Raw genomic sequence first — 26354 nt, 5'->3', positions numbered from 1 at the left:
CTCAGTCCCCGCGGCCCTTGCCGGGGCCCTTGTCGTCGTTTCCGTTGTTCTTCTTCGGCTTGTCCGGTTTCCTCTCGGCCGGCGGTGCCGCCGGCGCGGATTCGACCGGCTGCACCACCGGTGGGGGCGGCGGAGGTGTGGTCGAGGGTGGCGGGACCGCCGTGCTCGTGCCGATGGGCCGGATGGGTTCCGGCGACGAGAACGGCTGCAAGGCCAGGGCCAGCCCCGCGACGAGGAACACCGACGCGATCGCCGCAAGGACCAGGAGCGGCCGGCGGGTGTCACGGCGAGCAGCGGCCGCCGGCCCCGGATATGCGGTCGGCGGCGGCACGGGCATCGGCAGGACCCGGGTCTGCGGCCGCGCGGCGACCGGTAGCCGCCCGGCCAGCGCGGCGCGCATCTGCTCGGCACTGCCGAACCGCTGCTCGGGCACGCGGGCCATGGCGCGGTCGATGACGCCGGCCAGCACCGGGTCGATGTCCGTGCGGCATACGCCCAACGGCGGTGGCGGTGCGTGCAGGATGGCGTGGGCCACCGCAGCGGGGTTGTCCTGTGGGAATGCCCGCCGGCCCAGCACCGCCTCGTAACCGATGACGCCGACGGCATACAGGTCGTCGGCGACAGAGGCAGGCGCGCCGGCCAGCCGCTCGGGGCTCATGTAGCACATGGTCCCGATGATCTGCCCGGTCCTGGTGGCCGCGCAGTCGGCGGTCTTGGCGATTCCGAAGTCCCCCACCTTGACGCTGTCCCTGGTCGCCGACACCAGGATGTTGCCCGGTTTGACGTCGCGGTGCAGCACGCCCGCACGGTGGGCGACGCTCAGCGCCCCCAGCACGTCGTCGAGCATCGAGCGGACCTGCGCGACCGGCATCGGACCGCGAGCCAGCTCGTCGGCGACGGTGTCGCCGGGCAGACGCTCCATCACGATGAACGGGCTGCCGTCGTGCTCGCCGAAGTCGTGCACCGCGACGATGTTCGGGTGCTCGAGGCCGGCCGCTGAGCGGGCTTCCTGCTCGAACCGGCGCCGATTGTCCGCGGTGTCGTCGAGGCCGGGATGCAGCATCTTGACCGCCACCGGGCGGTGCAGCAGGGTGTCGAACGCCTCCCGGACCTCGGCCATGCCGCCGCGGCCGAGCACACCGCCCAGTTCGTAGCGGCCGGCAAGCACGTCAGGGCCGGACATGGTCATCTGCGTAGCCTGACTTACCCCGGCGTAAACCCTCCGGCCGGCCCTCACGCCGGCCCGGCCCGGGCCACCGCCCGCGCGGGCCCGGGCGACCACGCCAGCCCCACCGGCACCGCCACGCGCACCGTGACGTCGAGGTCCTCGGTCCGGCAGTCCTCCACGGCGGCACCCGACGCATCGGCGATCCTGCGGGCCATCGCGCAGGCCGCATCCGGGCCCGAGGCCAGCCACACTGCCGCGCTGAACGCAGCCAGGTCGGCGGCGGCCTGCGCGCGGTGGCGCGCGACCATGGCTGCTCCCAGATGTGCGCCCGCGCCGGTGACCGCGGTCAGCGCGGCGATCATCGCCGCAGCGACGATGCTGGCCGCGCCGCGGTCGTCAGCCGTCCGGCTCCACCGCCGAGACGCTGCGCGCCCCGATCGGGATGCCCGGCAGCAGCGGCGACGTCGCCGAGGCGGTCGCCACCACGAAGTCGCCCGCGCGTCGCACCTGCACGCGGGCGCCTGTGGGCGCGATCTGGCGGGCCGTCTCGGTGGCGGCGGCGTCGTCTCCGCGCGCCGCCAGCCGCGCGGCCTCCCTGGCGGCGTCGATACACCGCAGCTGCATCGACAGCGCGGTGAGCCCGGCCAGACATACGGCCAGTACCGCCACCAGCGACAGCACCGCGAACGCGGCCTCGATCGTGACGCCCCCGGACTCACCGGTCAGACGTTGGTCGTCAACGCCCGGCTGATGATGTCGGTCAAGGCCCCGACGATGGAATCGCCGGTGACGACCGTGTACAGGATCGCGCCGAACGCCGCGGCAGCGATGGTGCCGATGGCGTACTCGACGGTCGACATGCCGTCGTCGTCCACGGCCAGCACGATCATGCGCGCCCGCAGCTCTCGCAGATGTTGCCTCATTGCTCCGGTTTCCTTTCATGAGTTGTCAAATCAGTCCCGTTTGCAGGACTTCGCCGGCCAAACCGACGATGACCGGCACGATGCCCAGACAGAGAAATGCGGGCAGGTAGCACAGCCCCAGCGGTCCGGCGATCAACACCGACGCGCGTTCGGCGCGCGCGCCGGCGGCGTCGCCGGCCTCCGCCCGCAACTGCGTGGCGAGGTCCTCGACGCCGCGTGCCAGCGCGGCACCCGATGCCGCGGAGCGCCGGGCCATGCGCAGGAACGCGTCGAGGTGTGCCGAACCCGAGCCGACACGGCTCTCCCACGCCTGGGCGGGGTCGGCGCCGAGCGCGAGCAGGTCGGCGGCGCGGCGCAGCAGCGCCGCCATCGCGGTCGGCGCCGTGGCGGCCACCGCGGATGCCGCCGTCGACACCGCCATCCCGGAGCGAAGACAGGCCGAGAGCACGTCGAGCGTGGAGGCCACTGCCAAGGGATCGTCGTCCCGACCGCCGGCACGGTCGTCGCGCGGCCGGCTCGGGGGTTCGGCCCTGCGCATCCGGCCGCCTGACGCGTCGAGCAGCAGCGCGGTCGCGAGCAGGACCGCGGCCCAGCTCACGACAGTGCTCCGGCGGTGATGTGGTCCGACCACAGCAGCCCAGCGCAGATCAGCGTGGCGCCGAGGAGTAGCAGCCAGCCGCCGGCGGGCTCGGACAGCAGAAAACGCAAGGGTTCGGCGCCGATGGCGTGGCCGAGTAGCACTCCCAGGACCGGCAGCCCGGCCAGGATGACCGCGGTGGCCCGGGCCCCCGCCATCCCGGCTTCCACGCTGCCACGGAACCGCTCCCGCTCGGTGATGTCGCGTTGCGCGGCCGCGAGCAGGGTGGCGATCGCCAGCCCGTGCGTGTGCGCCAGCTGCCAACACACTGCGAGCCGTTCCCAGTGGCCGGGCGAGGTCGTGCGCGCACCCTCGCCGCGTATCCCGGCTGCCACGTCGGCGCCGAGCCGAGCGCGCGCCGCCACGGCGCTCAGCGCCTCGGCCACCGGTCCGCGGGACTCGCGCGCGGCCACGGTCAGCGCCGCCACGGGGTGCGCACCGATTCGCAGTTCCCCGACCAGAACGTCGAGCGCTCCCTGCAGGACCTCGGCCTCGTGCGTGCGGTCGCGCGCCCGTCGGCGCCGCCGGCGGCGCACCAGCAGCGTGATGGTCAGCGCCGCGGCGGCAGCGACTGCCGGCCACGGCAACCACAGAGCCGGCACGGCGCAGCCCAGCGCCGCGAGCGCTCGCATCGGCACCCCCACCCGAGCCCCCGTCGCCGGGGCGCACGCCCACCCGCGCCGCGGCCCCGGGGCGGTCAGCACCGCCAGCGCCAGTACCAGCGCTGCGGCGGTCACGCGCAGCCTCGCGACCGCAACAGCCGATGCAGTTCCTCGGCGCCACCCGCGAGGCCGGTTTCCGCCCGCCAGCAGGGCAGCACGCCCACCACGCCCTCGGCATCGCGCCGCACCAGTCCGATCTCGCCGAGCCGGCGCCGTCCCGAGCCGTCCCGCGTCACGTGCAACACGACTTGGATGGCCGCGGCCAGTTGACTGTGCAGTGCGGCCCGGCCCAGCCCGCCCAATGCAGCCAGGGCCTCGAAGCGGGCGGGCAGTTCGGCGGGACTGTTGGCGTGCACGGTCCCGGCACCGCCGTCGTGGCCCGTGTTCAACGCCGCGAGCAGGTCGACGACCTCTGCGCCCCGCACTTCGCCGATCACGATCCGGTCCGGACGCATCCGCAGTGCCTGTCTGACCAGGTCGCGCACGGTCACCTCGCCGACACCCTCGACGTTGGCGGCGCGCGCGACGAGGTTGACCAGGTGAGGATGTCGCGGTGCCAGTTCGGCGGCGTCCTCCACACAGACGATGCGCTCGCTGTCGGGCACCGCGCCGAGCAACGCCGCCAGCAGCGTCGTCTTACCGGCACCGGTGCCGCCGGACACCACGAAGGCCAGCCGCGCTGCGATGATCGCGGCCAGCAGCCGCGCAGCGTCGTCGGCGATGGCACCGGCGCGGCGGAGTGCGTCGAGGTCTTGGGTGGCCGGCCGCAGTACGCGCAGCGACACGCATGTGCCGGCCGCCGCGATCGGCGGCAGTACCGCGTGCAGCCGTACCGTCAGGGGCCCTCCGGACGGGACGGCGAGGGTGGTGTGGTGGCCGTCCACCCAGGGTTGCGCCTCGTCGAGCCGGCGCCCGGCAGCCAGCGCCAAGCGCTGGGCGAGGCGACGCACCGCGGCCTCGTCGGCGAACCGCACAGAAGTGCGGCGCAGCCCGGTCCCGTCGTCCACCCAGACCGCATCGGGCGCGGTCACCAGCACGTCGGTGGTGCCCGGGGCGCACAGCAGGGGTTCCAGCACGCCGGCGCCGACGAGTTCGGTCTGCAGTTCCCGGAGGCTGCTCAACACCTCGGTATCGCCGAGCACTCCTCCGGACTCGGCGCGGATCGCCGCGGCGACGACGCTGGGGCGCAACGGGGCGCCCTCGGCGGCGAGCCGCTCGCGCACCCGCTCGATCAGCGGGCCCGTCACGCCGCGGCCTCGGGCAGCCGCTCCAGATGCGGGTTCTCCCGCAGCACCTCGAGCACGGTGCGGGCCGCCGCGCCGAGTGGACTGCGCCGCCGCAGCCGCAGCCCGCCCCGTTCGAGCATCGGGTCGATTCTCGGTTCCGGCCGCATGGCCGCGAGCACCGGCAACCCGACGATGCGCGCCACGTCGACCGGGCGCAGGCCACTCGGTGCAGGGCCCCGGACCACCAGCCCGGTGTTCGGGTTGGCTGCGGCCACCCACTGCGCCGTCGCCGCCGCCGAAGCACTTGACCGCACATCGGCGGGCGTGACCATCGCCACCAGATCCGCCAGCGCGAGCGCGGTGTCGGTCACCGCATTGGATTGTCGGGCCACATCGCAGATCACCGTGACGCCGGCACGGCTGCCGGCGTCGATGACCGATTCCAGTGCCGGGGCGCTGATGTCGTTGCTGAATTGATCACCAGCCAACATGCGACGGCAGGCCAGCACGCTGACGTCATGGCGCCGCGGCAGCGCGTCACGCAGCGCGGAGTAGGTCAGCCGTCCGCCGGTCAGGGACAGATCGGTCCACCGCAGTCCCGGCTCGGTCTCGCTGCCCAGCAGCAGGTCCAGACCGCCGCCACCCGGGTCGGCATCGACGAGCAGGGCCTCGGCCGCCACGCGCGCCAGCGCCGTGGCAAAGATCGAGGCACCCGCGCCGCCGCGGCCCGCCAGCACCGCGATCACCGGTCCGCGCGCCGCGGCATCGCGTGCGGCGGCCGCAGCCTCTGCCAGGACGGCCATCAGATCTCCGTCCTGCGTCGGCAGCTGGATCACCTGCTGCGCGCCCACCGCCACCGCGGACTCCCACTGCGCCGGCGTGGGCGCGGACGCGCTGACGAGCAGCACGCGGGGACGGCGCGGAAGCCCGCGGCCTACGCACCGCACGGCCGCGGGCTGATCCAGCAACACTGCGGCCGCTCCCGTCCAGACGCGGCGACTCGACGGCTCGACGGCGCGCACCAGCGTCAGTCCGGCGGCGGCCACCACACGTTCGATGTCGGCGGCCAGCGTCTGGTCCTCACACAGCGCGAGGATCGCCTCCGACGGGGAATGGGGTGCGCCAGCAGTCACACCATCAGCGTCGATGCGTTGCCGCACAGGCGAAAGCGCCGATCACGACGCCGGGAGAATCTGGGGATGAACTCTGCTTTGTGGAGGATTGCGCACCCGCGGGCGGGCGAAAATGCCGTTCCGCAATCACATTGGCGCGATTGATCTATCCGCTTTGCGAAACTTACCCGGAAAAAGGGACGACCCCCGCCAGGGGGGGAGGAGGCGGAGGTCGTCGTGTATCAGCCCCGGGGGGGTCGGGCTGATGCACACCCGGCATAAGCCGAGTGATGCCCACTATACACACGCGGCAACGGGCGGGCGCAAGACCGAAATGCGGAATAGTGACGTAAATCTGGGAAAGACTTCAGTCGCGGACACCTGTCGTGAACTGCCAATTTGTACAGGCTGCCGGAATCTGTCACACCCGCCGGCCCTATGCTGACCCGTGTGACCGCATCCGAGCCGTCGACCAGCGATTCCCCCGTCGCCGGGAGTTCGCCGCCGGATCGACCCGTGCGCACCGCAGCCTTCTTCGATCTCGACAAAACCGTGATCGCCAAATCCAGCACTTTGGCTTTCAGCAAACCCTTCTTCAATCAGGGTCTGATCAATCGGCGGGCCGTACTGAAGTCTGCATACGCGCAATTCCTGTTCCTGATGTCGGGAGCCGACCACGAGCAGATGGACCGCATGCGCTCCTACATCACCACCATGTGCGCCGGCTGGGACGTCGAGCAGGTCAGGTCGATCGTCGGAGAAACCCTGCACGACATCGTGAACCCGCTGGTGTTTGCAGAAGCCGCCGAATTGATCGCCGACCACAAGCTGTGCGGGCGCGACGTCGTGATCGTGTCGGCCTCCGGCGAAGAGATCGTCGCCCCCATCGCGCGCGCCCTCGGCGCCACCCACGCCATGGCGACCCGGATGGTCGTCGAAGACGGCCGCTACACCGGCGAGATCGCCTTCTACTGCTTCGGCGAGAACAAGACGGCGGCCATTCGCGCGCTCGCGGCCCGCGAGGGTTATGCGCTCGAGCATTGCTACGCCTATTCGGACTCGATCACCGACCTCCCGATGCTCGAGGCCGTCGGGCATCCCACGGTGGTGAACCCGGACCGGGCGCTCCGCAAGGAGGCCACCGCGCGCGGCTGGGCGGTGCGCACGTTCTCGCGGCCGGTGTCGCTACGCGACCGCATCCCCGCGCCGTCGGGCGCCGCCGTCGCGACCACCGCCGCGGTGGGGTTCACCGCGCTGGCTGCCGGCGCGCTGACCTATACGCTGCTGCGCCGGTTCGCGTTCTGAACAGCACCGACGGGACGTAGCTGCCGCTGTCTCGTAACAATCCGAACTCGGGGCACCGAATAGCCCTTGATGTGATCACGGTCACGTAGTACAAAGGGTTGTACGGAAGCCGGGCGAGGCCAAGGTCGAGCCGGAAGAGAAGGCTCTATCTCCCGACCCCGGACTCCCAGCACGGGTCCCGGAACCCACGCGGAGCACATACCGCGGAATAGGTAAAAGCGTTGCGGGCCTGCGTACTTGCGAAGAGCGAGCGGCGAACACGACCTTTTGGGTGAGGTCAGCGTCGAAGCGCATCGCATCGCGCCGAGGCCAACCCACGCAACCCGATACGCACGCTTGGTAACCGGAGACCAGTGCTTGGCGGGCGGCGCGCCGAAGTTTTTTCGAAGTACTTCGGACGCCGCCCGCTTCTATTTTGCTGAGGCTATTTCGCTGAGGCCATCTCCTGCGCGATGGACAGCGCCTCCCGCGCCCCGGCGTGCAACCCCTCGCTGCTGAGCACCAGCCACGCCGTCAGACCTTCGGGAGTGCCGGAGGCAAACCCGCGGGCCGCGGCCTGATAGTCATTCGAGCGGCGCATCCAGTGCACCTCGGGCACCCCCAGGCCGTGCGGATCCAGACCGCTGGCGATCGTGACGAGCCGCGACACCGCCCGCGCCACCACGCCGTCGGCGCTGCCGAACGGGGCCAAGGTCAGCAACTCGCCGTGCGCGACGGCGGCCAGCACCGCGGCAGGCACCCGCGTCGCACCGGTCACCAACGCGGCCAGCATCTCCAAGCGGGGTCCCACATCCGGGTGCGCCCGGGGCCGGCCCAGCACATCGGCGTCGACCAGGTCGGCGGCGGCCAGAGAGTGCAACCGCGCGAGTGCCTGCAACGGCGCCCGCCGCCACACGCCCACCAAGGCGCCCTCGCCGCCTTCGAGCGCCTCGGCCACCCGCAACGCGCCGGCCAGCACCGGTTCGGGACCGTCCGCCGGGAACTGCAACGCACCGCCGTCGAGCACCGACGACGCCCGGGCCGCGCGCAAACTGGCCTCCGCAGCGGTCTTGGGCCAGCCGCGCAGGTTGGTCCGGTGGCGGTGCGCGCGGCCCAACGCTTCGCCGGCCTCCTCGACGGCTTCGGCGACGCCGCGCAGCCGCAACAACGGCGCCAACGGATCTCCGCCGGGGGTAGGGCTGGTCACGCTCGCACACGCTAGCCGACCGTTGGACCGGCCAGCCATGACGTTCGTCGCGCCGCACGCGCCGCCCGCAGCGCCAGATGTGAGTTGCAGGTTTCAGCGGGACGCTCAGTGACTACCCTCACAACCATGACCGAGACGCACGTCGATGTTCCGTCGTCCTACCCCCCGGCCCCTGAGTTCGCCGCAAACGCCAACGCCACCGAAGCGCTGTACGCCGAGGCCGAAGCCGACCGGCTCGAGTTCTGGGCCACCCAGGCACGGCGCCTGGCTTGGGAGACCCCGTTCGACGAAGTGCTCGATTGGTCGGACGCCCCGTTCGCGAAGTGGTTCGTCGGCGGCCGGCTCAACGTGGCCTACAACTGCGTCGACCGCCACGTCGAGGCGGGCAACGGTGACCGCGTCGCGATCCACTGGGTCGGCGAACCGGTCGACGACGCCCGCGACATCACCTACGCCCAGCTCAAGGACGAGGTGTGCCAGGCCGCCAACGCGCTGACCGAACTCGGCCTGCAGGCCGGGGACCGGGTCGCGATCTACATGCCGATGGTCCCCGAAGCCATCATCGCGATGCTGGCCTGCGCGCGCCTGGGCGCGATGCACAGCGTGGTGTTCGCGGGGTTCTCCGCCTCGGCGCTCAAGGCCCGCATCGAGGATGCGCAGGCCAAATTGGTGATCACCGCCGACGGGCAGTACCGGCGCGGGTCGGCGGTGTCGCTGAAGACCGGGGTGGACGAGGCCATCGCTGGTCTCGGGGACGACAACCCGGTCGAGCACGTTGTGGTCGTGCGCCGCACCGGGATCGACACCCCGTGGACCGACGGCCGTGACAAATGGTGGGACGAGATCGTCCCGGCGGCCTCCACCGAGCACGCTCCGGAGGCGTTCGACTCCGAGCAACCACTGTTCCTGCTCTACACCTCGGGAACCACCGGTAAGCCCAAGGGCATCGTGCACACCTCGGGCGGCTATCTGACCCAGTGCGCCTACACCCACCACTACGTCTTCGACGTCAAGCCCGACAAGGACGTCTACTGGTGCACCGCCGACATCGGCTGGGTGACCGGGCACAGCTACATCGTCTACGGGCCGCTGGCCAACGGCGCCACCCAGGTGGTCTACGAGGGCACCCCGGCCTCCCCGACCGAACACCGGCACTTCGAGGTGATCGAGAAGTACGGCGTCACCATCTACTACACGGCTCCGACGCTGGTCCGCACATTCATGCGCTGGGGCCGCCAGATCCCGGCCGAGCACGATCTGTCGTCGCTGCGGCTGCTCGGGTCGGTCGGCGAGCCGATCAACCCGGAGGCGTGGCGCTGGTACCGGATGGCGTTCGGCAAGGACCAGACGCCGATCGTCGACACCTGGTGGCAGACCGAGACGGGCGCGATCATGATTTCGCCGCTGCCCGGGGTGACCAACTGCAAGCCGGGCTCGGCGATGCGGGCGCTGCCCGGCATCTCGGCCAAGGTCGTCGACGACGACGGCAACGAGCTCGAGCGTTCCCCCGACTACGGTGAGCACACCACCGGTTACCTGGTGCTCGACCAGCCGTGGCCCGCGATGCTGCGCGGAATCTGGGGTGATCCCGAGCGGTTCAAGGAGACCTACTGGTCCCGCTTCGCCGAGAAGGGCTGGTACTTCGCCGGCGACGGCGCCCGGATCGGGACCGACGGCGAGATCTGGGTACTGGGGCGGATCGACGACGTCATGAACGTCTCCGGGCACCGGATCTCGACCGCCGAGGTGGAGTCGGCGCTGGTCGGGCACTCCGGGGTCGCCGAGGCGGCGGTGGTCGGCGCGACCGACGAGCACACCGGTCAGGCGATCTGCGCGTTCGTGATCCTCAAGACCAGCGCGCACGGCGGCGAGGAGAACATGGTCGACGAGCTGCGCGCCGAAGTGGCCCGGGAGATCTCGCCGATCGCCAAGCCCCGCGAGATCCACGTGGTCCCGGAGCTGCCGAAGACCCGCAGCGGGAAGATCATGCGCCGGCTGCTGCGCGACGTCGCCGAGGGCCGCGAACTCGGCGACACCTCGACGTTGGTCGATCCCAGCGTGTTCGAGGCGATCCGGGCCAGCAAGTAGCCGTTACCGCACGGGGGTGAAACCGCTCCCCGGCCGCCCCTTGGCGGTGATGTCACCCAGCTGGGTGTTGAACGACATCGTCACCGCCGGGGTGTGCAGCGGGATGAACTTGACGACGCACGTCGGCAACGACTCGGAGAACGCGCCGTGCAGCATGCCGACCAGCCGGTTGTTGACGGTGACGGGGCCGCCCGAGTCCCCGGGCCCGCCGCACACCTGGTTGAGGATGGTGCCGGGCTCCTTGCCGGGACCCCAGGTGACCCCGCAGGAGTACCCGGTGGTGCGGCCGAGCTTGCAGGCGACGTCGCCGAACCTGGGGTCGGGCGCCAGCCCGTCGATCCGGAAGCCCTTGATCTCGCTGACCGGATTGACCTTCTGCGGGTCGAACTCGATGACCGCGTAGTCCAGGACGTCGTTGCCGGCGACCATCCGCCCGACCGGGCCCGCGGCCTCGGCGTCCTCGGCGGCCACCACCGCCCCGGGGCCGCCGCAGTGCGCCGACGTGAAGCCGACCAGGCTGCCGCGGTTGTCCGTGCCGATCGCGGTGAGCGTGCAGAAGGTCTCACCGTCGATCACCAGACCGGAACCCCCGCCCAGCGTCACCACCGGTGCGGCCGCCGCCGGAACGGCCGCCAGCGAACACCATGCGACCACCGCGAGGAGCAGCGCGCGAGCAGCGAGGCAGCGGTCGCCGATCTTCACGGATGAAACCCCAATCGATGTGCCCGACCCGCCAGCTCCTGCAGTTCCGGCAGTCTAACGTCACGGCGGCGTCGTTTAGCGCCACGCCACGTGGCAACATGAACCGCAACCGAATGGATATGAACCGCGCCTGATGGATCCGGCGGGAAGGAACATTGCGTGAGCGATCGCAAGAACGGCGTGCCCAGCACCGTGACGTCGATACCGCTGGTGGACCCCCACGCACCCAAGCCCGACCCGTCGATCGGCGACCTGGTCAAGGACGCCACCGCCCAGGTGTCGACGCTGGTGCGCGCCGAGGTGGAGCTGGCCAAGGCGGAGATCACCCGCGATGTGAAGAAGGGTCTCACCGGCAGCGTCTTCTTCATCGCCGCGCTGGTCGTGCTGTTCTACTCGACGTTCTTCCTGTTCTTCTTCGTCGCCGAGCTGCTCGACCAGTGGCTGTGGCGGTGGGCCGCGTTCCTGATCGTGTTCGGCATCATGGTCGTCGTCACCGGTGTGCTCGCGCTGTTCGGCTATCTGAAAGTGCGCCGGATCCGGGGCCCGCAGAAGACCATCGAATCGGTCAAGGAACTGCCCGAGGCGCTGACACCCCATGCGGACAAGAGAGCCGTCGCGGCGCCGGACGGCAAGCAGCCGGCGGCCGATCCGTCCGGCTGGTAATGGCCCCACCCGATCCGTCGGTCGTTCGCATCGACGGGCCGTGGCGACATCTCGACGTCCACGCCAACGGCATTCGGTTCCACGTCGTCGAAGCCGAGGGTGCCTCCGGCGCGCTTGACGAATCCCGACCGCTGACCGACCGTCCACTGGTCATCCTGCTGCACGGGTTCGCCTCGTTCTGGTGGTCCTGGCGTCATCAGCTGCGCGGGTTGTCCGGGGCCCGGGTGGTCGCGGTCGACCTGCGCGGGTACGGCGGCAGCGACAAGCCGCCCCGCGGTTACGACGGCTGGACGCTGGCCGGGGACACCGCCGGTCTGGTCCGCGCCCTCGGCCACAACTCGGCAACGCTGGTCGGCCACGCCGACGGCGGCCTGGTGTGCTGGGCCACCGCGGTGTTGCACCCGCGTGCGGTGCACGCCATCGCGGTGGTCAGCTCGCCGCACCCGGCGGCCCTGCGCGCATCGGCGCTGCGGCGCCGCGACCAGGGGCGGGCACTGGTGCCCTGGATGCTGCGCTATCAGGTGCCGCTCTGGCCGGAGCACATGCTGACCCGCGACGACGCCGCCGAAGTCGAACGGTTGGTGCGCTCCCGCTCGGGGGCCAAGTGGCCGGCCACCGAGGACTTCGCGCATACCGTGACGCACCTGCGGCGGGCGATCCAGATCCCGTCGGCGGCGCACTCGGCGCTGGAGTACCAGCGGTGGGCGGTGCGCAGCCAGCTGCGCTCCGAGGGCCGGCGTTTCATGCGTTCGATGAAGGGGCCGATCTCGGTGCCGGTGCTGCACCTGCGCGGCGAATCCGACCCGTATGTGCTCGCCGACCCGGTGTACCGCACCCAGCACTACGCGCCGCACGGCCGGTACGTCTCCGTCGACGGCGCCGGGCATTTCGCGCACGAGGAGGCACCGAACGCCGTCAACGAACAGCTGTCGCGGTTCCTGCAGCAGGTGTACCTGTGAGCGGCCGGCTCTGCTCGACCAGCCCGGTCAACCAGGGTTGATGCAGGTGCCGGTGGGCACCGGGTCGACGTTGCCCAACCGGGTCATCTGCCGGGCGACCTCGTCGGCGGTCAGCACGAAGCCGGTGTCCTTGTCCTCGACCGCGGCGCCGAAGACGACGCCGAGGACCTTGCCGCCGCGGTTGATCATCGGTCCGCCCGAGTTGCCCTGCGCGACCTCGCCCCGGATGGTGTAGACCTTCCGGGTGATCTCCTTGGTGCGGTAGATGTCGGGGCCGTTGAGCTCGATGGTCTCGCGCACCCGGGCCGGGGTCGCGACGAAGTCCCCGCCGCCGGGGTAGCCCATCACGATGCCGTCGGTGCCCGACGGCACCTCTCCGTCGGCGAACTGCAGCGGCGCCGAGGGCAGGTCGGGCACGTTGAGGATCGAGATGTCGGCGTCCGGGTCGTAGGAGACCACGATGGCGTCATAGGTCTGGCCGTCCACTTCGACCGTGACGGTGTCCGACCCGGCAACGACGTGGGCGTTGGACATCACCCGGTTGGGCGCCACCACGAAACCGGTGCCCTCCAGCATCTTCTGACAGCTGTTGGCCACCCCGCGCACCTTCACCACGCTGGACCTCGTCACGCCGACCACCGCGGAGTCCTTCAGCGACTGGTCGGGCTCGTCGACCGCGACCACCGGAGTCGGACCGAACGGCTTGAGGACATCCTGCAGCCCGGCGGTCTCCCACAGCGACGACAGCCGGTCGGGCACCGAGCGCAGCCAGTCCGGCGCGATCTCGTCGACCTCGGCGATGACCCGGGAGTCCCGCACCGCCGCGGCGAGGTTGGGCTGCGGCGACGACATCAGCGCGGTGCCCAGCAGCCACGCCGCGGTCAGCACCAGCACCAACTGCACCGCCACGCCGACGACGGAGTCGGCGATACGCAGGGCCGGATTGCGGATCGCTCCGCGCACCGCCCGACCGAGCACCACGCCGGCGATCTCGCCGATCACCACCAACGTCAGGATCAGGAAGAGCGTGACGAACAGCTTGGTGCGCGGGCCGTCGATGTGGTCGACGACGTGCGGGGCCAGCAGCACACCGGCCACCGCGCCGAGCGCGACCCCGATCAAGGCCAGCAGGGAACCCGGCGCCCCCGATCGCCAGCCGGACACGGCGGCGATGAGCGCTACGGCGAGTACGGCTAGGTCAAGCCACAGAGACGCGGTCATCGTTGCGCTTCACCGTAGCTGTCGTCGGTGTCCAGGAGTCTCATTGCCTCGTCGAGTTCGTAGACGTTGTCGGTGTCCCAGTCGGTGGACCAGCCGGCCACGTCGAGCATCGCCGAGATGACGTGACCCGTGAAACCCCACACCACCATCTGGTTGAGCAGAAACGCCGGGCCGGCTGCGCGCCGGGTGCTTCCCCTGCGGTACACCATGATCCGGTTCTCCGGGTTGGTGAAGGCGCGCACCGGGACCCGCGACACCAGCGCGGTCTCGGACCGGTCGACCACGGCGACGGGCCCCGGGTCCGGCGAGTACGCCAGCACCGGAACGACGTGGAATCCCGAGGGCGGGATGAACATCTTCTCCAGCGTGGCCAGCGGGCGCAGCCGGGTGGCGTCCACGCCGGTCTCCTCGGTGGCCTCGCGCAGCGCAGTGTGCACCGGGCTACGGTCCCCGGGGTCGGCGGCCCCGCCGGGGAACGCGGCCTGACCGGCGTGGTGGCGCAGCGTGGAGGCTCGGACGGTCACCAGCAGGTCGGCATTCTCAGGCAACCGGCCGGCGGTCCCGTCGGGCGGACCGGAGAACAGCACCAGCACCGCGGCGTCGCGGCGCGCACCGGTGACGGCCGCGGTGGCGTTGGCGGCGGTCACGGCCGCCATCACCTCGGCCGGCACCCGGCGCCGGTAGGCGTGGCGGACGGCCTCGGGGCGGTCGACCAGCGGCGTCAGCCACGCCGGAGACGTGTCGGGGACCAGTTCCCCGGGAGCGCCCTCGGGCTGGAAGTCCCAGCTCACCGTGCCATTCCTAAGCCACTCCGATCGTCGGCCGGACCGCATCAGCGATCTCCTCGGCCGTCGTGAAGGACCGAGGCAGAATTTCGGCCACGCTACCGTCCGCGCGCAGCACCACGGTGGCCGGCATAACGTTGGGCACCCGCAACGCGGCGGCGATCGTGCGCCGCCCGTCCTGCAGGGTCGGCAGCCGCACCCCGAGGTCGGAAAGCATCAGCAGCGCCGCTTCTTCGTTCTCGTCCTGATGCACGGTCACCACCGTCACGCCGGGTCCCACGCGCCGCTGGAACTCGGCCATCGCCGGAAGTTCGTCGATGCACGGACCGCACCAGTAGGCCCACAGGTTCAGGACGGTGGGCCGGCCGGCCAGCGCGGCGGCCACGTCGACATGCGATCCGTCGCCCGCGCACTCGAGGGTCAGACCGCGCAGCGGCTCGGGACCCGGGCCGGCGCCGGGCCGCGGACACGGTGCCAGGTCGGCGCGGCGGCGCGGTTCGGCCAGCGCCTCGGCGGTGTCGGCGGCGCGGCGGTCGCGTGGCGACACCGTTTCGGTCGTGGGCGCCGGGCCGGCGTTCCGGTCGTCGCCCAGTTCGCCCCACAGCGCGGTGGCGAGCGCGACGATGACGACCAGCGCGACCACGCTCCAGCGGGCTGATGTACTCACAAGCGACGGTCTACAGCCCGGCCAGCGCCAGCAGGTGCTCGGTCTCGGGTCCTTTCACCAGCGGCGCGGCCACCAGCGGATCGGTGGGTCCGGTACCGAAGGACGGGCAGTCCTTGGCCAGTACACACACGCCGCAGGCGGGCTTGCGGGCATGGCAGACCCGCCGGCCGTGGAAGATCACGCGGTGGCTGAGCAGCGTCCACTCGGAACGCTCGATCAGTTCACCGACGGCGTGCTCGACCTTGACCGGGTCCTCCTCGGAGGTCCAGCGCCATCGCCGCACCAGCCGGCCGAAATGGGTGTCGACCGTGATGCCGGGGATGTCGAACGCGTTGCCGAGGATGACGTTGGCGGTCTTGCGCCCCACCCCGGGCAGTGTCACGAGTTCGTCGAGGCTCCCGGGCACCTCGCCGTCGAAGCGCTCCACCAGCTCCTGGCCCAGCTTGATCAGCGCGGTGGTCTTGTTGCGGAAGAATCCCGTCGGCCGGATGAGTTCTTCGAGTTCGGCGCGGTCGGCCTGGGCGTAGTCCAGCGCAGTGCGGTACTTCGCGAACAGCGCGGGCGTGGTCAGGTTGACCCGCTTGTCGGTGCTCTGCGCCGACAGGATGGTGGCCACCGTCAGTTCGAGGGGGTTGGTGAAGTCCAGTTCGCAGTAGACGTGCGGAAACGCCTGCGCCAGCGCCCGATTCATCCGGCGTGCTCGACGCACCAGCCCCAGCCGGGTTTCCCGGTCCCACTTCCTGCTCGACGTCCGCCGGGCCGGTGCGGACGCACCGCTGGTCGTCTCACCCACGCTCACCAGGCCAGGGTACGTACCGCCCGCGACGCGCCGAGCAGCGCCCGGCCGCGGATCACGCCTTAACGTGGGCTTTTCGTGATCCCGTTGAGACCTTGAACGTGTTTACTTCTGCGGTGTGTCGTGGTTGCTCGTCGCGTTCATCCCGGGGTTGCTGATGCTGGCGACCTTCGGTCTGGAACGCGTCGAGGCGGGTTTGCGGCACGACACCTTCTCGGCGGCGGACGTCGCCGAGTTCCTCGACAAGGCCGAGGCCGGCGACGTCGACGCGCTCGCGCGTAACGGTATGGACAGCGCGTTGCACGGGCTGGCCCAGCGTCGCGGTGAGGTCGACTCGGCCACCGGCGGGCTTTCCACCGTGACACCGGCATCGGGTTTGCCCACGCGCGAGTACTTCCACGGTCGGCTCAATAATGAGTTTCAGCAGACCCGGCACGCCAATCCTGTGTAGCGTGGGCTGGTCACGAAACGCCGTACCTCTAGACTGATCCCGCGATCGCTTCAGAGGTCGGCGCGCGCATGACCATTCATCGAACAGCTTTAAGAGGGGCAACGTGGACGAGATCCTGGCCAGGGCCGGAATCTTCCAAGGGGTCGAACCGAGCGCCGTTTCCGCGCTGACCAAGCAGCTGCAACCCGTCGACTTCCCGCGTGGGCACACCGTGTTCGCCGAGGGCGAGCCCGGGGACCGGCTGTACATCATCATCTCGGGCAAGGTGAAGATCGGCCGCCGTTCCCCGGACGGCCGGGAGAACCTGCTGACCATCATGGGTCCGTCCGACATGTTCGGCGAACTGTCGATCTTCGACCCGGGACCGCGCACCTCGAGCGCCACCACGATCACCGAGGTGCGTGCCGTGTCGATGGACCGTGACGCGTTGCGCGCCTGGATCGCCGACCGCCCCGAGATCGCCGAGCAGCTGCTGCGCGTGCTGGCCCGCCGCCTGCGCCGCACCAACAACAACCTCGCCGACCTGATCTTCACCGACGTGCCCGGCCGGGTGGCCAAGCAGCTGTTGCAGCTGGCCCAGCGGTTCGGCACGCAGGAGGGCGGGGCACTGCGCGTCACCCACGACCTGACGCAGGAGGAGATCGCCCAGCTCGTCGGCGCTTCCCGCGAGACCGTCAACAAGGCGCTGGCCGACTTCGCCCACCGCGGCTGGATCCGGCTGGAGGGCAAGAGCGTGCTGATCAGTGACAGCGAACGGCTGGCGCGCCGAGCGAGGTAACGAGCGAGCATCCGGTACCGAGCGAGGTAACGAGCGAGCATCCGGTACCGAGCGCGTTAGCTCCGGCGCAAGTAGTCCAGCTGGGCCTGCACGCTGGATTCCGCGGCATCCCACAGCTTCTCGTCGACGTCGGTGTAGACGTGTTCGACGACCGCGCGGGCCCCGGCGTCCTCCCCGAGTTCGCGCAGCGCGCCGCGCACCTGCTCCAGCCGCTGCTCGCGGTGCGCGAGATAGGTCTCGCTGACGGCGACGACGTCGTCGAGGTCGGGCCCGTGGCCGGGCAGCACCCGGCGTTGCGCCAGACCGGCCAGCCGTCTCAGCGACTCCAGGTAGTCGCCGAGGTCGCCGTCCTCGGTGTCGATGACGGTGGTGCCGCGACCCAGGATCGTGTCGGCGGTCAGCACGGCGTCCTCGAGCAGGAACGACATCGAATCGGCAGTGTGGCCGGGGGTGGCCAGCACCGTGATCCGCAGGCCCGCCGCATCGATCACTTCGCCGTCGGCCAGCGGTCCGCCGAGTCCGCGCTGGAATCCGCTTCCCACCGACCGCACCACCGCGCCGGTCAGTTCCACCAGACGGTCGATGCCGCCGGTGTGGTCGCCGTGCCGGTGGCTGATCAGCACCAGCGGGATCGGCCCGAGTTCGGCCAACCGCTCGATGTGCTCGTCTTTGTCATCGGGCCCGGGATCCACGATCACCATCTCGTCGCTGCCGGGTCCGCGCAGCACCCAGGTGTTGGTGCCGTCGAGCGTCATCAGGCCCGGGTTCTCGCACAGCAGCACCGAGGCGGTCTCGGTCACCGGCCGCAGCAGGCCGTAGGCGGGATGTTCCAGGCCGCTCACCGGACCCCTAGCCGCTGACCTCGACGATGATCTCCACTTCGACCGGCGCGTCGAGCGGCAGCTCCGAGACCCCCACCGCCGAGCGGGCGTGCGCCCCGGCATCGCCGAACACCTCGACGAACAGCTCGGAGGCACCGTTGATGACGCCGGGCTGGCCGCCGAAACCGGGTGCCGACGCGACGAAGCCGACCACCTTGACCACCCGCACGACGGCATCGAGCCCGACCAGGGAATCGACGGCGGCCAGCGCGTTGAGCCCGCACTGCCGGGCCAGGTCCTTGGCCTGCTCGGGAGATACGTCCGCCCCGACCTTGCCGACGGCGGGCAGCTTGCCTGCGGTGATCGGCAGCTGACCGGCGGTGTAGACGAGGTTGCCGGTGCGTACGGCCGGAACGTACGCCGCCACCGGCGCCACCGTCTCGGGCAACGTGATGCCGAGCTGGCCCAGCCGGTCCGACCAGCCGCTCACTTGGGGCGCTTCAGGTACGCGACGTGCTGTTCCCCGGTCGGTCCGGGCAGTACGGAGACCAGCTCCCAGCCGTCCTCGCCCCACTGGTCGAGGATCTGCTTGGTGGCATGTGTCAGCAACGGGACGGTCGCGTACTCCCATTTGTTCGCTTCGCTCACGTTTCCCACCAGCCTTGTGCACTCATGACACCGAGCCTAACGGTCGGCACGTAGGCCTTGGCTAGCATGCACTGGTGGCAACCACACCGAACGGGACAGCGACCGGTCCCCGGGCGACCGGCTGGCCGTCTCGCCTGACCAAAGCCCGCCTGCACTTCGTCTCCGGCAAAGGCGGCACGGGTAAGACGACGATCGCTGCCGCACTGGCGCTGGCGCTGGCCGCCAACGGCCGCAAGGTGTTGCTGGTGGAAGTCGAAGGGCGCCAAGGCATCGCGCAGCTCTTCGACGTGCCGCCGCTGCCGTACGACGAGGTCAAGATCGCCACCGCCGAGGGTGGCGGTCAGGTCAACGCGCTGGCGATCGACACCGAGGCCGCGTTCCTGGAATACCTCGACATGTTCTACAACCTGGGGTTGGCCGGCCGGGCGATGCGCCGCATCGGCGCGGTCGAGTTCGCCACCACCATCGCGCCGGGTCTGCGCGACGTGCTGCTGACCGGCAAGATCAAGGAGATCGTCACCCGCACCGACAAGGACCGCGGCAAGCACGCCGTGTATGACGCCGTCGTCGTCGACGCTCCCCCGACGGGCCGCATCGCCCGGTTCCTCGACGTCACCCAGGCCGTGTCGGAGATCGCCAAGGGCGGGCCGGTGCACTCGCAGGCCGAGGGCGTGGTCAAGATCCTGCACTCCGACGCGACCGCGGTGCACCTGGTGACGCTGCTGGAAGCCCTGCCGATCCAGGAGACCGTCGAGGCCATCGAAGAATTGCGTCAGATGAACCTGCCGATCGGCAGCGTCATCGTCAACCGCAACATCCCGGCCTATCTGCCGCCCGACGCGCTGGCCAAGGCCGCCGACGGGGACGTCGACGCCGACACCGTGCGCGCCGAGCTCGAACAGGCGGGAATCACCCTGTCGGACAAGGATTTCGCGGGGCTACTGACCGAGACCATCCAGCACGCGACCCGGATCGCGGCGCGCACCGAGAGCGCCGAACAGCTCGTCGAGATCGACGTGCCGCGGTTGGAGTTGCCCACCCTGTCCGACGGGGTAGACCTGGGCAGCCTGTACGAACTGGCCGAAGAGCTCGCCCGCCAGGGCGTGCGGTGAGCGGAGGACATCGATGAGCACCACCCCACCGGCCCTGGACATGGCCTCGATCCTGCGCGACCGGGCCAACCGCGTCGTGGTGTGCTGCGGCGCCGGCGGCGTCGGCAAGACCACGACGGCGGCCGCGATGGCGCTGCGGGCCGCCGAGTACGGGCGCACCGTCGTCGTGCTGACCATCGACCCGGCCAAGCGATTGGCGCAGGCGCTGGGCATCAAGACCCTGGGCAACACGCCGCAGCGGGTGCCGCTGGCGGCCGAGGTTCCCGGCGAGCTGCACGCGATGATGCTGGACATGCGCCGCACGTTCGACGAGATGGTGGTGCAGTACTCCGGCCCCGACCGCGCGGACGCGATCCTGGAGAACTCCTTCTATCAGACGGTGGCGACCTCGCTGGCCGGCACGCAGGAGTACATGGCCATGGAGAAGCTCGGCCAGCTGCTGGCCGAGGACAAGTGGGACCTGATCGTCGTCGACACCCCACCCTCACGCAACGCGCTGGACTTCCTGGACGCGCCGAAGCGGCTGGGCAGTTTCATGGACAGCCGGCTCTGGCGGCTGCTGCTGGCCCCGGGCCGGGGCTTCGGCCGGCTGGTCACCGGTGCGGTGGGGCTGGCCATGAAGGGGATGTCGACCGTGCTGGGGTCGCAGATGCTCTCCGATGCAGCGTCGTTCGTGCAGTCCCTGGATGCGACGTTCGGGGGGTTCCGAGAGAAAGCCGACCGCACCTACGACCTGCTCAAACGTCGTGGCACCCAGTTCGTGGTGGTCTCGGCGGCCGAGCCGGATGCACTCCGGGAGGCGTCGTTCTTCGTCGACCGGCTGTCCAGCGAGCACATGCCGCTGTCGGGGCTGATCCTCAACCGCACGCATCCGACGCTGTGCGATCTCACCGCGGAGCGCGCCGCCGAGGCGGCCGAGAAACTGGCGCAGACGGCGCCGGATTCGGTGACCGCGGCCGCGCTGCGCATCCACGCAGACCGGGCCTCGACGGCCAAGCGGGAGGTGCGGTTGCTGTCGCGGTTCACCGGCGCCAATCCGCACGTGGCCATCGTCGGCGTGCCGTCGCTGCCGTTCGACGTGTCGGATCTGGACGCGCTGCGCGCGATCGCCGATCAGATCACCGGCGAGGCGGCACAGGTCGGCTGAGTTTGCCGGATTCAGCCGGCGCTGCGGTGCTTGCGCTGCGCGGCAAAGAAGTCAGCCCAGGAAACCACGTCGGGGTGCTGCTTGAGTAGGGCGCGCCGCTGGCGTTCGGTCATCCCGCCCCAGACACCGAATTCGACGCGGTTGTCCAGCGCGTCGGCGCCACACTCGGCGATCACCGGACAGTGCCGGCAGATGACCGCGGCCTTGCGCTGTGCGGCGCCGCGGACGAACAGTTCGTCGGGATCGGTCTGTCGGCACCGGGCCTGGGAGACCCACGCAATTCGGGCTTCGGCCTCGGCCCCGTGCAAGGGGGAATGAGCCGACGGATTCACGGTGGCCTTGCGTGCGGCGGGCTTTGTAACTGACACCAGCGATCCCTTCGTTCTGGCCGCGCCCCGACAACGCAGACGATTCAACACGGACGACGATCACGAGGTGCGATCTACGCCACACTGCGAGTACCGGGTGTGACCTGTATCGCACTGTGCGCTCAATTTAGGTGGTCAGGCGTAGTTTGCGCAATACGTTCGTGACCAGTTTTTTGGGACGACCGTGCCGTCAGACCGGTACAGTGTCCGATTCCCGTTTTTGGCACGCAGTGCCTCAACCCATTGCCGCTGCTCGCACAGTGGCCGGCTTGGCAGCGTCGTTACTCTGTACCCATGCCGGAGGAGACCGAGACGCGGCCGACGCCGCCGCCGAAGTCGGTGACGGTCATCAAGTTGGCGTGGTGCTGCCTGCTGGCCAGCGTCATCGCCGCTGCCTTGATGTTCCCCGTCGTGGGCGGGGTCGGGCTGATGTCCAACCGGGCCTCCGACGTGGTGGCCAACGGTTCGGCGCAGTTGGTCGAGGGCGAGGTGCCGCAGGTCTCGACCATGGTCGACGCGCAGGGCAATGTCATCGCGTGGCTGTATTCCCAGCGCCGTTTCGAGGTTCCCAGCGAACAGATCGCCAACACCATGAAGCTCGCGATCGTCTCGATCGAGGACAAGAGGTTTGCCGAGCACAACGGCGTGGACTGGCAGGGCACGCTGACCGGGCTGTCGGGCTACCTGTCCGGCGACCTCGACACCCGCGGCGGCTCGACCATCGAACAGCAGTACGTCAAGAACTATCAGCTGCTGGTGATCGCCCAGACCGACGCCGAGAAGCGCGCGGCGATCGAGACCACCCCGGCGCGCAAGCTGCGCGAGATCCGGATGGCCCTGACCCTGGACAAGACGTTCACCAAGCCCGAGATCCTGACCCGCTACCTGAATCTGGTGTCGTTCGGCAACGGGGCATTCGGGGTGCAGGACGCCGCCCAGACCTACTTCGGGATCGACGCGTCGCAGCTGAACTGGCAGCAGGCCGCCCTGCTGGCGGGCATGGTGCAGCAGACCAGCGCCCTGAACCCGTACACCAATCCCGACGGGGCGCTGGCCAGGCGCAACGTGGTGCTGGACACCATGATCGAGAACCTGCCGGAGTACGCCGACGAGCTGCGCGCGGCCAAGCAGCAGCCGCTCGGGGTGCTGCCGCAGCCCAACGAGCTGCCGCGCGGGTGCATCGCCGCCGGTGACCGGGCCTTCTTCTGCGACTACGCGCTGGACTACCTCGCCCGCGCGGGGCTGAGCAAGGACCAGGTGGCCCGGGGCGGCTACCTGATCAAGACGACGCTCGATCCCGTCGTGCAGTCGTCGGTGAAGTCGGCGATCGACAGCTTCGCCAGCCCGACGCTGCCCGGGGTGGCCAGCGTGATGAGCGTGATCCGGCCGGGCAAGGAGTCCCACCCGGTGCTCGCGATGGCCAGCAACCGCACCTACGGGCTGAACCTGGACGCCGGGGAGACAATGCAGCCGCAGCCGTTCTCGCTGGTCGGCAACGGGGCCGGCTCGGTCTTCAAGGTCTTCACCACCGCTGCCGCCATGGAGATGGGCATGGGCATCAACGCCCAGCTCGACGCACCGGGACGCTTCGAGGCCAAGGGCCTGGGCAGTGGCGGCGCGCGCGGCTGTCCACCGGCGACCTGGTGTGTGCAGAACGCCGGGAACTACCGGGGCTCGATGAGCGTCACCGACGCGCTGGCCACGTCGCCGAACACCGCGTTCGCGAAGCTGATCGCCCAGGTCGGTGTGCAGCGGGCGGTCGACATGTCGGTGCGGTTGGGGTTGCGCTCGTACGCGCTGCCCGGCACCGCACGTGACTACGACCCCGAGAGCAACGAGAGTCTGGCCGACTTCGTCAAACGCCAGAACATCGGCTCGTTCACGCTGGGCCCGATCGAGGTCAATGCCCTGGAGCTGTCCAATGTCGCGGCGACGCTGGCCTCGGCGGGCACCTGGTGCCCGCCCAACCCGATCGAAACGGTCTTCGACCGCCACGGCGAAGAGGTGTCGGTGACCACCGAGACCTGCGAGCAGGTCGTGCCCGAAGGCCTGGCCAACACGCTGGCCGTGGCGATGAGCAAGGACGACACCGGGGCCGGCACGGCCGCCGGGGCTGCCGGTTCGGTCGGCTGGGATCTGCCGATGTCAGGCAAGACGGGTACCACCGAAGCCAACCGCTCTTCGGCGTTCCTGGGCTTCACCAACCAGCTCGCCGCGGCCAGCTACATCTACGACGACTCCCCCGCGCCGACCGAGCTGTGTTCGTTCCCGCTGCGCCAGTGCGGATCGGGCAACCTGTTCGGCGGCAACGAGCCGGCCCGGACCTGGTTCACCGCGATGAAGCCGATCGCCACCAACTTCGGCGAGGTGGTGCTGCCGCCGACCGATCCACGCTACGTCGAGGGCGGCCCGGGCTCCCGGGTTCCCAGCGTGGCGGGGCTGCGTGAGGACACCGCCCGCCAGCGGATCCGGGAGGCCGGTTTCCAGGTGGCCGACGGGGTCTCGACGGTCAACAGCACCTCCTCGCGCGGCACGGTCGTCGGCACCTCCCCCAGCGGTCAGACCATCCCGGGTTCGATCATCACGATCCAGGTGTCCAACGGCATCGCGCCGCCGCCGCCTCCGCCGCCGCCGTCCGCGCCGGCGGCTCCCGGACTGCCGCCGCCCCCGGTCGGCCAGCAGGTGATCCAGATCCCTGGGCTGCCGCCGATCACCGTGCCGGTGCTGGGGCCGCCGCCGCCTCCGCCGCCGGGCTGATCAGCGGGGAGATCGGTGGGTGACCCCAGGTGGCAGTAGGCTGGGGTGATGCCTGCTGTCAAGACCGCCGCAGCCGCAACGCTCGGCACGCTCGTCGCTGGAATCGGTTATGCCGCGCTGATCGAGCGCAACGCCTTCGTCGTCCGCGAGGCGACGATGCCGGTGCTGTCTCCCGGTTCGGCTCCGCTCAAGGTGCTGCACGTCAGCGACATCCACATGCGTCCGACGCAGCGCCGCAAGCAGGACTGGCTGCGCGACCTCGCCCGCTGGGAGCCGGATCTGGTGGTCAACACCGGGGACAACCTGGCCCATCCCAAGGCCGTGCCGGCCGTCGTGCAGGCACTCGGGGACCTGCTGGCGGTGCCGGGGGTGTTCGTGTTCGGCAGCAACGACTATTTCGCGCCCCGGCTGAAGAACCCGGCCAACTACCTGACCAACCCCGGCCACCGTATCCACGGTGAGCCGCTGCCATGGCAGGATCTGCGGGCCGCGTTCACCGAACGCGGCTGGCTGGACCTGACGCACACCCGACGCGAGTTCGAGGTCAACGGCCTGCGCATCGCCGCGGCCGGGGTCGACGACCCGCATCTGACCCGGGACCGCTACGCGACCATCGCCGGACCGGCCGACCCGACGGCGAACCTGACGCTGGGGCTGACGCACTCTCCCGAACCCCGGGTGCTGGACCGCTTCGCCGCCGACGGCTACCAGCTGGTGATGGCCGGCCACACCCACGGCGGTCAGCTGTGCCTGCCGTTCTACGGCGCCCTGGTGACCAACTGCGAGCTGGACCGCTCCCGCGCCAAGGGGCCTTCGCGCTGGGGTGCGCGCACCCAGCTGCACGTGTCGGCGGGCATCGGCACCTCCCCGTTCGCGCCGGTGCGGTTCTGCTGCCGCCCGGAGGCGACGCTGCTGACGCTGGTCGCCGCCCCTACGGGTGGCTCGGACGCCGGATCTGAGGCCGGCCAGTCGCATCCGACCGTCTCGGCGCGGTGAGCCGAGCGGTTTGTCGGCCTCCGTCGCGTGACTGGGTCGACAACGCGGTTCGACTGATCGAGGCCGACACGCGCCGCAGCGCCGACACCCACCTGCTGCGCTACCCGCTGCCGGCGTGGGCCGCCGATCGCGATGTGGCGCTCTATCTCAAGGACGAGACGACCCACATCACCGGCAGCCTCAAACACCGGCTGGCGCGGTCGCTGTTCCTCTACGGGTTGTGCAACGGCTGGATCGGTGAGGACACCACGGTGATCGAGGCGTCGTCGGGGTCGACGGCGGTCTCGGAGGCCTACTTCGCCGCGATGCTCGGATTGCCGTTCATCGCGGTGATGCCGGAGTCGACCAGCGCGGCGAAAGTGGCGTTGATCCAATCTCAGGGTGGCCGTTGCCATTTCGTCAGCGAATCCGGCCAGGTGTACGCCGAGGCGCAGCGGCTGGCCGACGAGACGGGCGGGCATTACCTCGATCAGTTCACCAACGCCGAACGCGCCACCGACTGGCGCGGCAACAACAACATCGCCGAGTCGATCTATGAGCAGATGGCCCTCGAGGCACACCCGGTACCGGAGTGGATCGTGGTGGGCGCGGGCACCGGGGGCACCAGCGCGACCATCGGCCGTTACATCCGCTACCGCCGGCACGCGACGAGGCTGTGCGTGGTGGATCCGGAGAATTCGGCGTTCTTCCCGGCGTATCGCACCGGCGACCCCGAGATGGTCACCACCGCGTCGTCGCGGATCGAAGGCATCGGGCGGCCACGGGTGGAGCCGTCATTTCTGCCCGGGGTGGTCGACGTGATGGTCTCGGTGCCCGACGCGGCGTCGGTCGCCGCGGCGCATCACGTCAGCAGGGTGCTGGGGCGCCGGGTCGGGCCGTCGACCGGGACGAGCATCTGGGGCGCGTTCGGGCTGTTGGCGCAGATGGTGGCCGACGGGTGCCGTGGGTCGGTGGTGACGCTGCTCGCCGACGGCGGCGACCGGTACGACGAGACCTACTTCCGCGACGAGTGGCTGGCCAGCCACGGCATGGACCCCTCCGGACCGGCCGAGGTGCTCGCCGAGTTCGAGCGGTCCGGACGCTGGCCGCGCTCGGAGTTGTGCATCAGCGGACCGTCCGAGGTCAGGAACAGCCACAACGCGGCCAGCACGAAGAATCCCACGTAGATCGACGCCC

At 70.3% G+C, this 26354-nt stretch carries 28 protein-coding genes and 1 pseudogene; 11 read left to right on the top strand and 18 right to left on the bottom strand.

The features are described 5' to 3' along the window. Position 1: 1 nt before the first annotated feature. From G6N31_RS23845 to ssd, 8 genes are read right to left on the bottom strand one after another with little or no spacing between them, the layout of a single operon-like run. Positions 2 to 1183 (bottom strand): serine/threonine-protein kinase, encoded by a 1182-nt coding sequence (locus tag G6N31_RS23845; protein ID WP_098006265.1) that lies wholly within the window; start codon positions 1181 to 1183, stop codon positions 2 to 4. A gap of 50 nt (positions 1184 to 1233) precedes the next feature. Beyond that, complete coding sequence (locus G6N31_RS23840) at positions 1234 to 1530, bottom strand: Rv3654c family TadE-like protein (protein ID WP_098006242.1); 297 nt, start codon at positions 1528 to 1530, stop codon at positions 1234 to 1236. Between the two features lie 34 nt (positions 1531 to 1564). Beyond that, the gene (locus G6N31_RS23835; protein ID WP_163722497.1) at positions 1565 to 1867 is read right to left on the bottom strand and encodes a TadE family type IV pilus minor pilin; all 303 of its coding nucleotides are present in this window, start codon (positions 1865 to 1867) and stop codon (positions 1565 to 1567) included. A gap of 23 nt (positions 1868 to 1890) precedes the next feature. Continuing rightward, positions 1891 to 2091: a DUF4244 domain-containing protein gene (locus G6N31_RS23830; RefSeq protein ID WP_098006240.1), complete on the bottom strand. Its 201-nt coding sequence runs from the start codon at positions 2089 to 2091 to the stop codon at positions 1891 to 1893. 25 nt (positions 2092 to 2116) lie between these two features. Then, the gene (locus tag G6N31_RS27175) at positions 2117 to 2689 is read right to left on the bottom strand and encodes a type II secretion system F family protein (protein WP_179964231.1); all 573 of its coding nucleotides are present in this window, start codon (positions 2687 to 2689) and stop codon (positions 2117 to 2119) included. Continuing rightward, complete coding sequence (locus G6N31_RS27170) at positions 2686 to 3465, bottom strand: type II secretion system F family protein (protein ID WP_098006238.1); 780 nt, start codon at positions 3463 to 3465, stop codon at positions 2686 to 2688. The genes G6N31_RS27175 and G6N31_RS27170 overlap by 4 nt, the downstream gene beginning before the upstream one ends. Then, positions 3462 to 4637: a TadA family conjugal transfer-associated ATPase gene (locus tag G6N31_RS23815; protein WP_163722349.1), complete on the bottom strand. Its 1176-nt coding sequence runs from the start codon at positions 4635 to 4637 to the stop codon at positions 3462 to 3464. The genes G6N31_RS27170 and G6N31_RS23815 overlap by 4 nt, the downstream gene beginning before the upstream one ends. Beyond that, the gene (ssd, locus tag G6N31_RS23810) at positions 4634 to 5749 is read right to left on the bottom strand and encodes a septum site-determining protein Ssd (RefSeq protein ID WP_234815184.1); all 1116 of its coding nucleotides are present in this window, start codon (positions 5747 to 5749) and stop codon (positions 4634 to 4636) included. Before ssd ends, G6N31_RS23815 begins: the two co-directional genes overlap by 4 nt. A 417-nt stretch (positions 5750 to 6166) precedes the next feature. Here ssd and G6N31_RS23805 point away from each other — a divergent pair, with 417 nt between their 5' ends. Further along, positions 6167 to 7033 carry an HAD-IB family hydrolase gene (locus G6N31_RS23805; protein ID WP_098002062.1) on the top strand — a complete coding sequence of 289 codons (867 nt, stop codon included), beginning with the start codon at positions 6167 to 6169 and terminating at the stop codon, positions 7031 to 7033. A 424-nt stretch (positions 7034 to 7457) separates the two neighbouring features. On the opposite strand, the gene G6N31_RS23800 is transcribed toward G6N31_RS23805, so the two are convergent. After that, a complete protein-coding gene (locus G6N31_RS23800; protein ID WP_276057631.1) occupies positions 7458 to 8258 on the bottom strand; it encodes an oxidoreductase in 801 nt (266 codons plus the stop codon). A gap of 87 nt (positions 8259 to 8345) precedes the next feature. On the opposite strand from G6N31_RS23800, the gene acs reads away from it, so the two are divergent. After that, on the top strand, positions 8346 to 10307 hold the full coding sequence (acs, locus tag G6N31_RS23795; protein ID WP_098002064.1) for an acetate--CoA ligase: 1962 nt from the start codon (positions 8346 to 8348) through the stop codon (positions 10305 to 10307). 3 nt (positions 10308 to 10310) lie between these two features. Here acs and G6N31_RS23790 read toward each other — a convergent pair whose 3' ends face one another. Then, positions 10311 to 11003, bottom strand: a complete 693-nt coding sequence (locus tag G6N31_RS23790; RefSeq protein WP_435404858.1) for a chymotrypsin family serine protease — start codon at positions 11001 to 11003, stop codon at positions 10311 to 10313. A 165-nt stretch (positions 11004 to 11168) separates the two neighbouring features. Between G6N31_RS23790 and G6N31_RS23785 the strand changes: the two genes are divergently transcribed. Then, positions 11169 to 11672, top strand: a complete 504-nt coding sequence (locus G6N31_RS23785) for a phage holin family protein (RefSeq protein ID WP_098002065.1) — start codon at positions 11169 to 11171, stop codon at positions 11670 to 11672. Next, positions 11672 to 12631, top strand: a complete 960-nt coding sequence (locus G6N31_RS23780) for an alpha/beta fold hydrolase (protein WP_098002066.1) — start codon at positions 11672 to 11674, stop codon at positions 12629 to 12631. The genes G6N31_RS23785 and G6N31_RS23780 overlap by 1 nt, the downstream gene beginning before the upstream one ends. A gap of 27 nt (positions 12632 to 12658) precedes the next feature. Here the strand turns inward: G6N31_RS23780 and marP are convergent, their stop codons facing one another. The 4 genes from marP to nth are packed head-to-tail and all read right to left on the bottom strand — an operon-like array spanning position 12659 to position 16097. Further along, positions 12659 to 13852: an acid resistance serine protease MarP gene (marP, locus tag G6N31_RS23775; RefSeq protein ID WP_098002067.1), complete on the bottom strand. Its 1194-nt coding sequence runs from the start codon at positions 13850 to 13852 to the stop codon at positions 12659 to 12661. Continuing rightward, positions 13849 to 14643 carry an NUDIX hydrolase gene (locus G6N31_RS23770; RefSeq protein WP_234815185.1) on the bottom strand — a complete coding sequence of 265 codons (795 nt, stop codon included), beginning with the start codon at positions 14641 to 14643 and terminating at the stop codon, positions 13849 to 13851. The genes marP and G6N31_RS23770 overlap by 4 nt, the downstream gene beginning before the upstream one ends. 10 nt (positions 14644 to 14653) lie before the next feature. After that, on the bottom strand, positions 14654 to 15304 hold the full coding sequence (locus G6N31_RS23765) for a TlpA family protein disulfide reductase (RefSeq protein ID WP_098002069.1): 651 nt from the start codon (positions 15302 to 15304) through the stop codon (positions 14654 to 14656). Between the two features lie 10 nt (positions 15305 to 15314). Further along, positions 15315 to 16097, bottom strand: a complete 783-nt coding sequence (gene nth / locus G6N31_RS23760) for an endonuclease III (RefSeq protein WP_420090268.1) — start codon at positions 16095 to 16097, stop codon at positions 15315 to 15317. Positions 16098 to 16218: 121 nt separating this feature from the next. On the opposite strand from nth, the gene G6N31_RS23755 reads away from it, so the two are divergent. Both G6N31_RS23755 and crp read left to right on the top strand, forming a co-directional pair. Next, on the top strand, positions 16219 to 16551 hold the full coding sequence (locus G6N31_RS23755) for a hypothetical protein (RefSeq protein WP_098002071.1): 333 nt from the start codon (positions 16219 to 16221) through the stop codon (positions 16549 to 16551). 103 nt (positions 16552 to 16654) lie between these two features. Beyond that, positions 16655 to 17329, top strand: a complete 675-nt coding sequence (gene crp / locus G6N31_RS23750; protein ID WP_005138643.1) for a cAMP-activated global transcriptional regulator CRP — start codon at positions 16655 to 16657, stop codon at positions 17327 to 17329. Between the two features lie 56 nt (positions 17330 to 17385). On the opposite strand, the gene G6N31_RS23745 is transcribed toward crp, so the two are convergent. Genes G6N31_RS23745 through sp36 form a run of 3 tightly spaced genes read right to left on the bottom strand, consistent with a single transcriptional unit; the run spans position 17386 to position 18798 of the window. Then, positions 17386 to 18162, bottom strand: coding sequence for an MBL fold metallo-hydrolase (locus G6N31_RS23745; RefSeq protein WP_098002230.1), 777 nt, complete (start codon positions 18160 to 18162; stop codon positions 17386 to 17388). 16 nt (positions 18163 to 18178) lie between these two features. Beyond that, on the bottom strand, positions 18179 to 18640 hold the full coding sequence (locus G6N31_RS23740; RefSeq protein WP_098002072.1) for a RidA family protein: 462 nt from the start codon (positions 18638 to 18640) through the stop codon (positions 18179 to 18181). Continuing rightward, on the bottom strand, positions 18637 to 18798 hold the full coding sequence (gene sp36 / locus G6N31_RS23735) for a Sp36 family protein (protein ID WP_098002231.1): 162 nt from the start codon (positions 18796 to 18798) through the stop codon (positions 18637 to 18639). The genes G6N31_RS23740 and sp36 overlap by 4 nt, the downstream gene beginning before the upstream one ends. A 74-nt stretch (positions 18799 to 18872) precedes the next feature. On the opposite strand from sp36, the gene bagA reads away from it, so the two are divergent. Both bagA and bagB read left to right on the top strand, forming a co-directional pair. Then, on the top strand, positions 18873 to 19910 hold the full coding sequence (gene bagA, locus G6N31_RS23730) for an ATPase BagA (protein ID WP_098002073.1): 1038 nt from the start codon (positions 18873 to 18875) through the stop codon (positions 19908 to 19910). 13 nt (positions 19911 to 19923) lie between these two features. After that, positions 19924 to 21057, top strand: coding sequence for an ATPase BagB (gene bagB / locus G6N31_RS23725; protein WP_098002074.1), 1134 nt, complete (start codon positions 19924 to 19926; stop codon positions 21055 to 21057). An 11-nt stretch (positions 21058 to 21068) separates the two neighbouring features. Here bagB and G6N31_RS23720 read toward each other — a convergent pair whose 3' ends face one another. Beyond that, positions 21069 to 21425 (bottom strand): WhiB family transcriptional regulator, encoded by a 357-nt coding sequence (locus G6N31_RS23720; protein WP_098002075.1) that lies wholly within the window; start codon positions 21423 to 21425, stop codon positions 21069 to 21071. 294 nt (positions 21426 to 21719) lie between these two features. Here G6N31_RS23720 and ponA2 point away from each other — a divergent pair, with 294 nt between their 5' ends. The 3 genes and pseudogenes from ponA2 to cds1 all read left to right on the top strand — a co-directional run. Next, the gene (ponA2, locus tag G6N31_RS23715) at positions 21720 to 24182 is read left to right on the top strand and encodes a transglycosylase/D,D-transpeptidase PonA2 (RefSeq protein ID WP_163722347.1); all 2463 of its coding nucleotides are present in this window, start codon (positions 21720 to 21722) and stop codon (positions 24180 to 24182) included. 48 nt (positions 24183 to 24230) lie between these two features. Further along, complete coding sequence (locus G6N31_RS23710; RefSeq protein WP_098002077.1) at positions 24231 to 25178, top strand: metallophosphoesterase; 948 nt, start codon at positions 24231 to 24233, stop codon at positions 25176 to 25178. Then, positions 25175 to 26263: pseudogene (gene cds1 / locus G6N31_RS23705) on the top strand (L-cysteine desulfhydrase Cds1); the annotation flags it as partial. The gene G6N31_RS23710 and the pseudogene cds1, both read left to right, overlap by 4 nt. Between the last annotated feature and the right edge of the window lie 91 nt (positions 26264 to 26354).

This window comes from Mycolicibacterium duvalii (assembly GCF_010726645.1).
GTDB classification, from domain to species: domain Bacteria; phylum Actinomycetota; class Actinomycetes; order Mycobacteriales; family Mycobacteriaceae; genus Mycobacterium; species Mycobacterium duvalii.
This window is presented reverse-complemented; position numbering and strand designations above follow the sequence as displayed.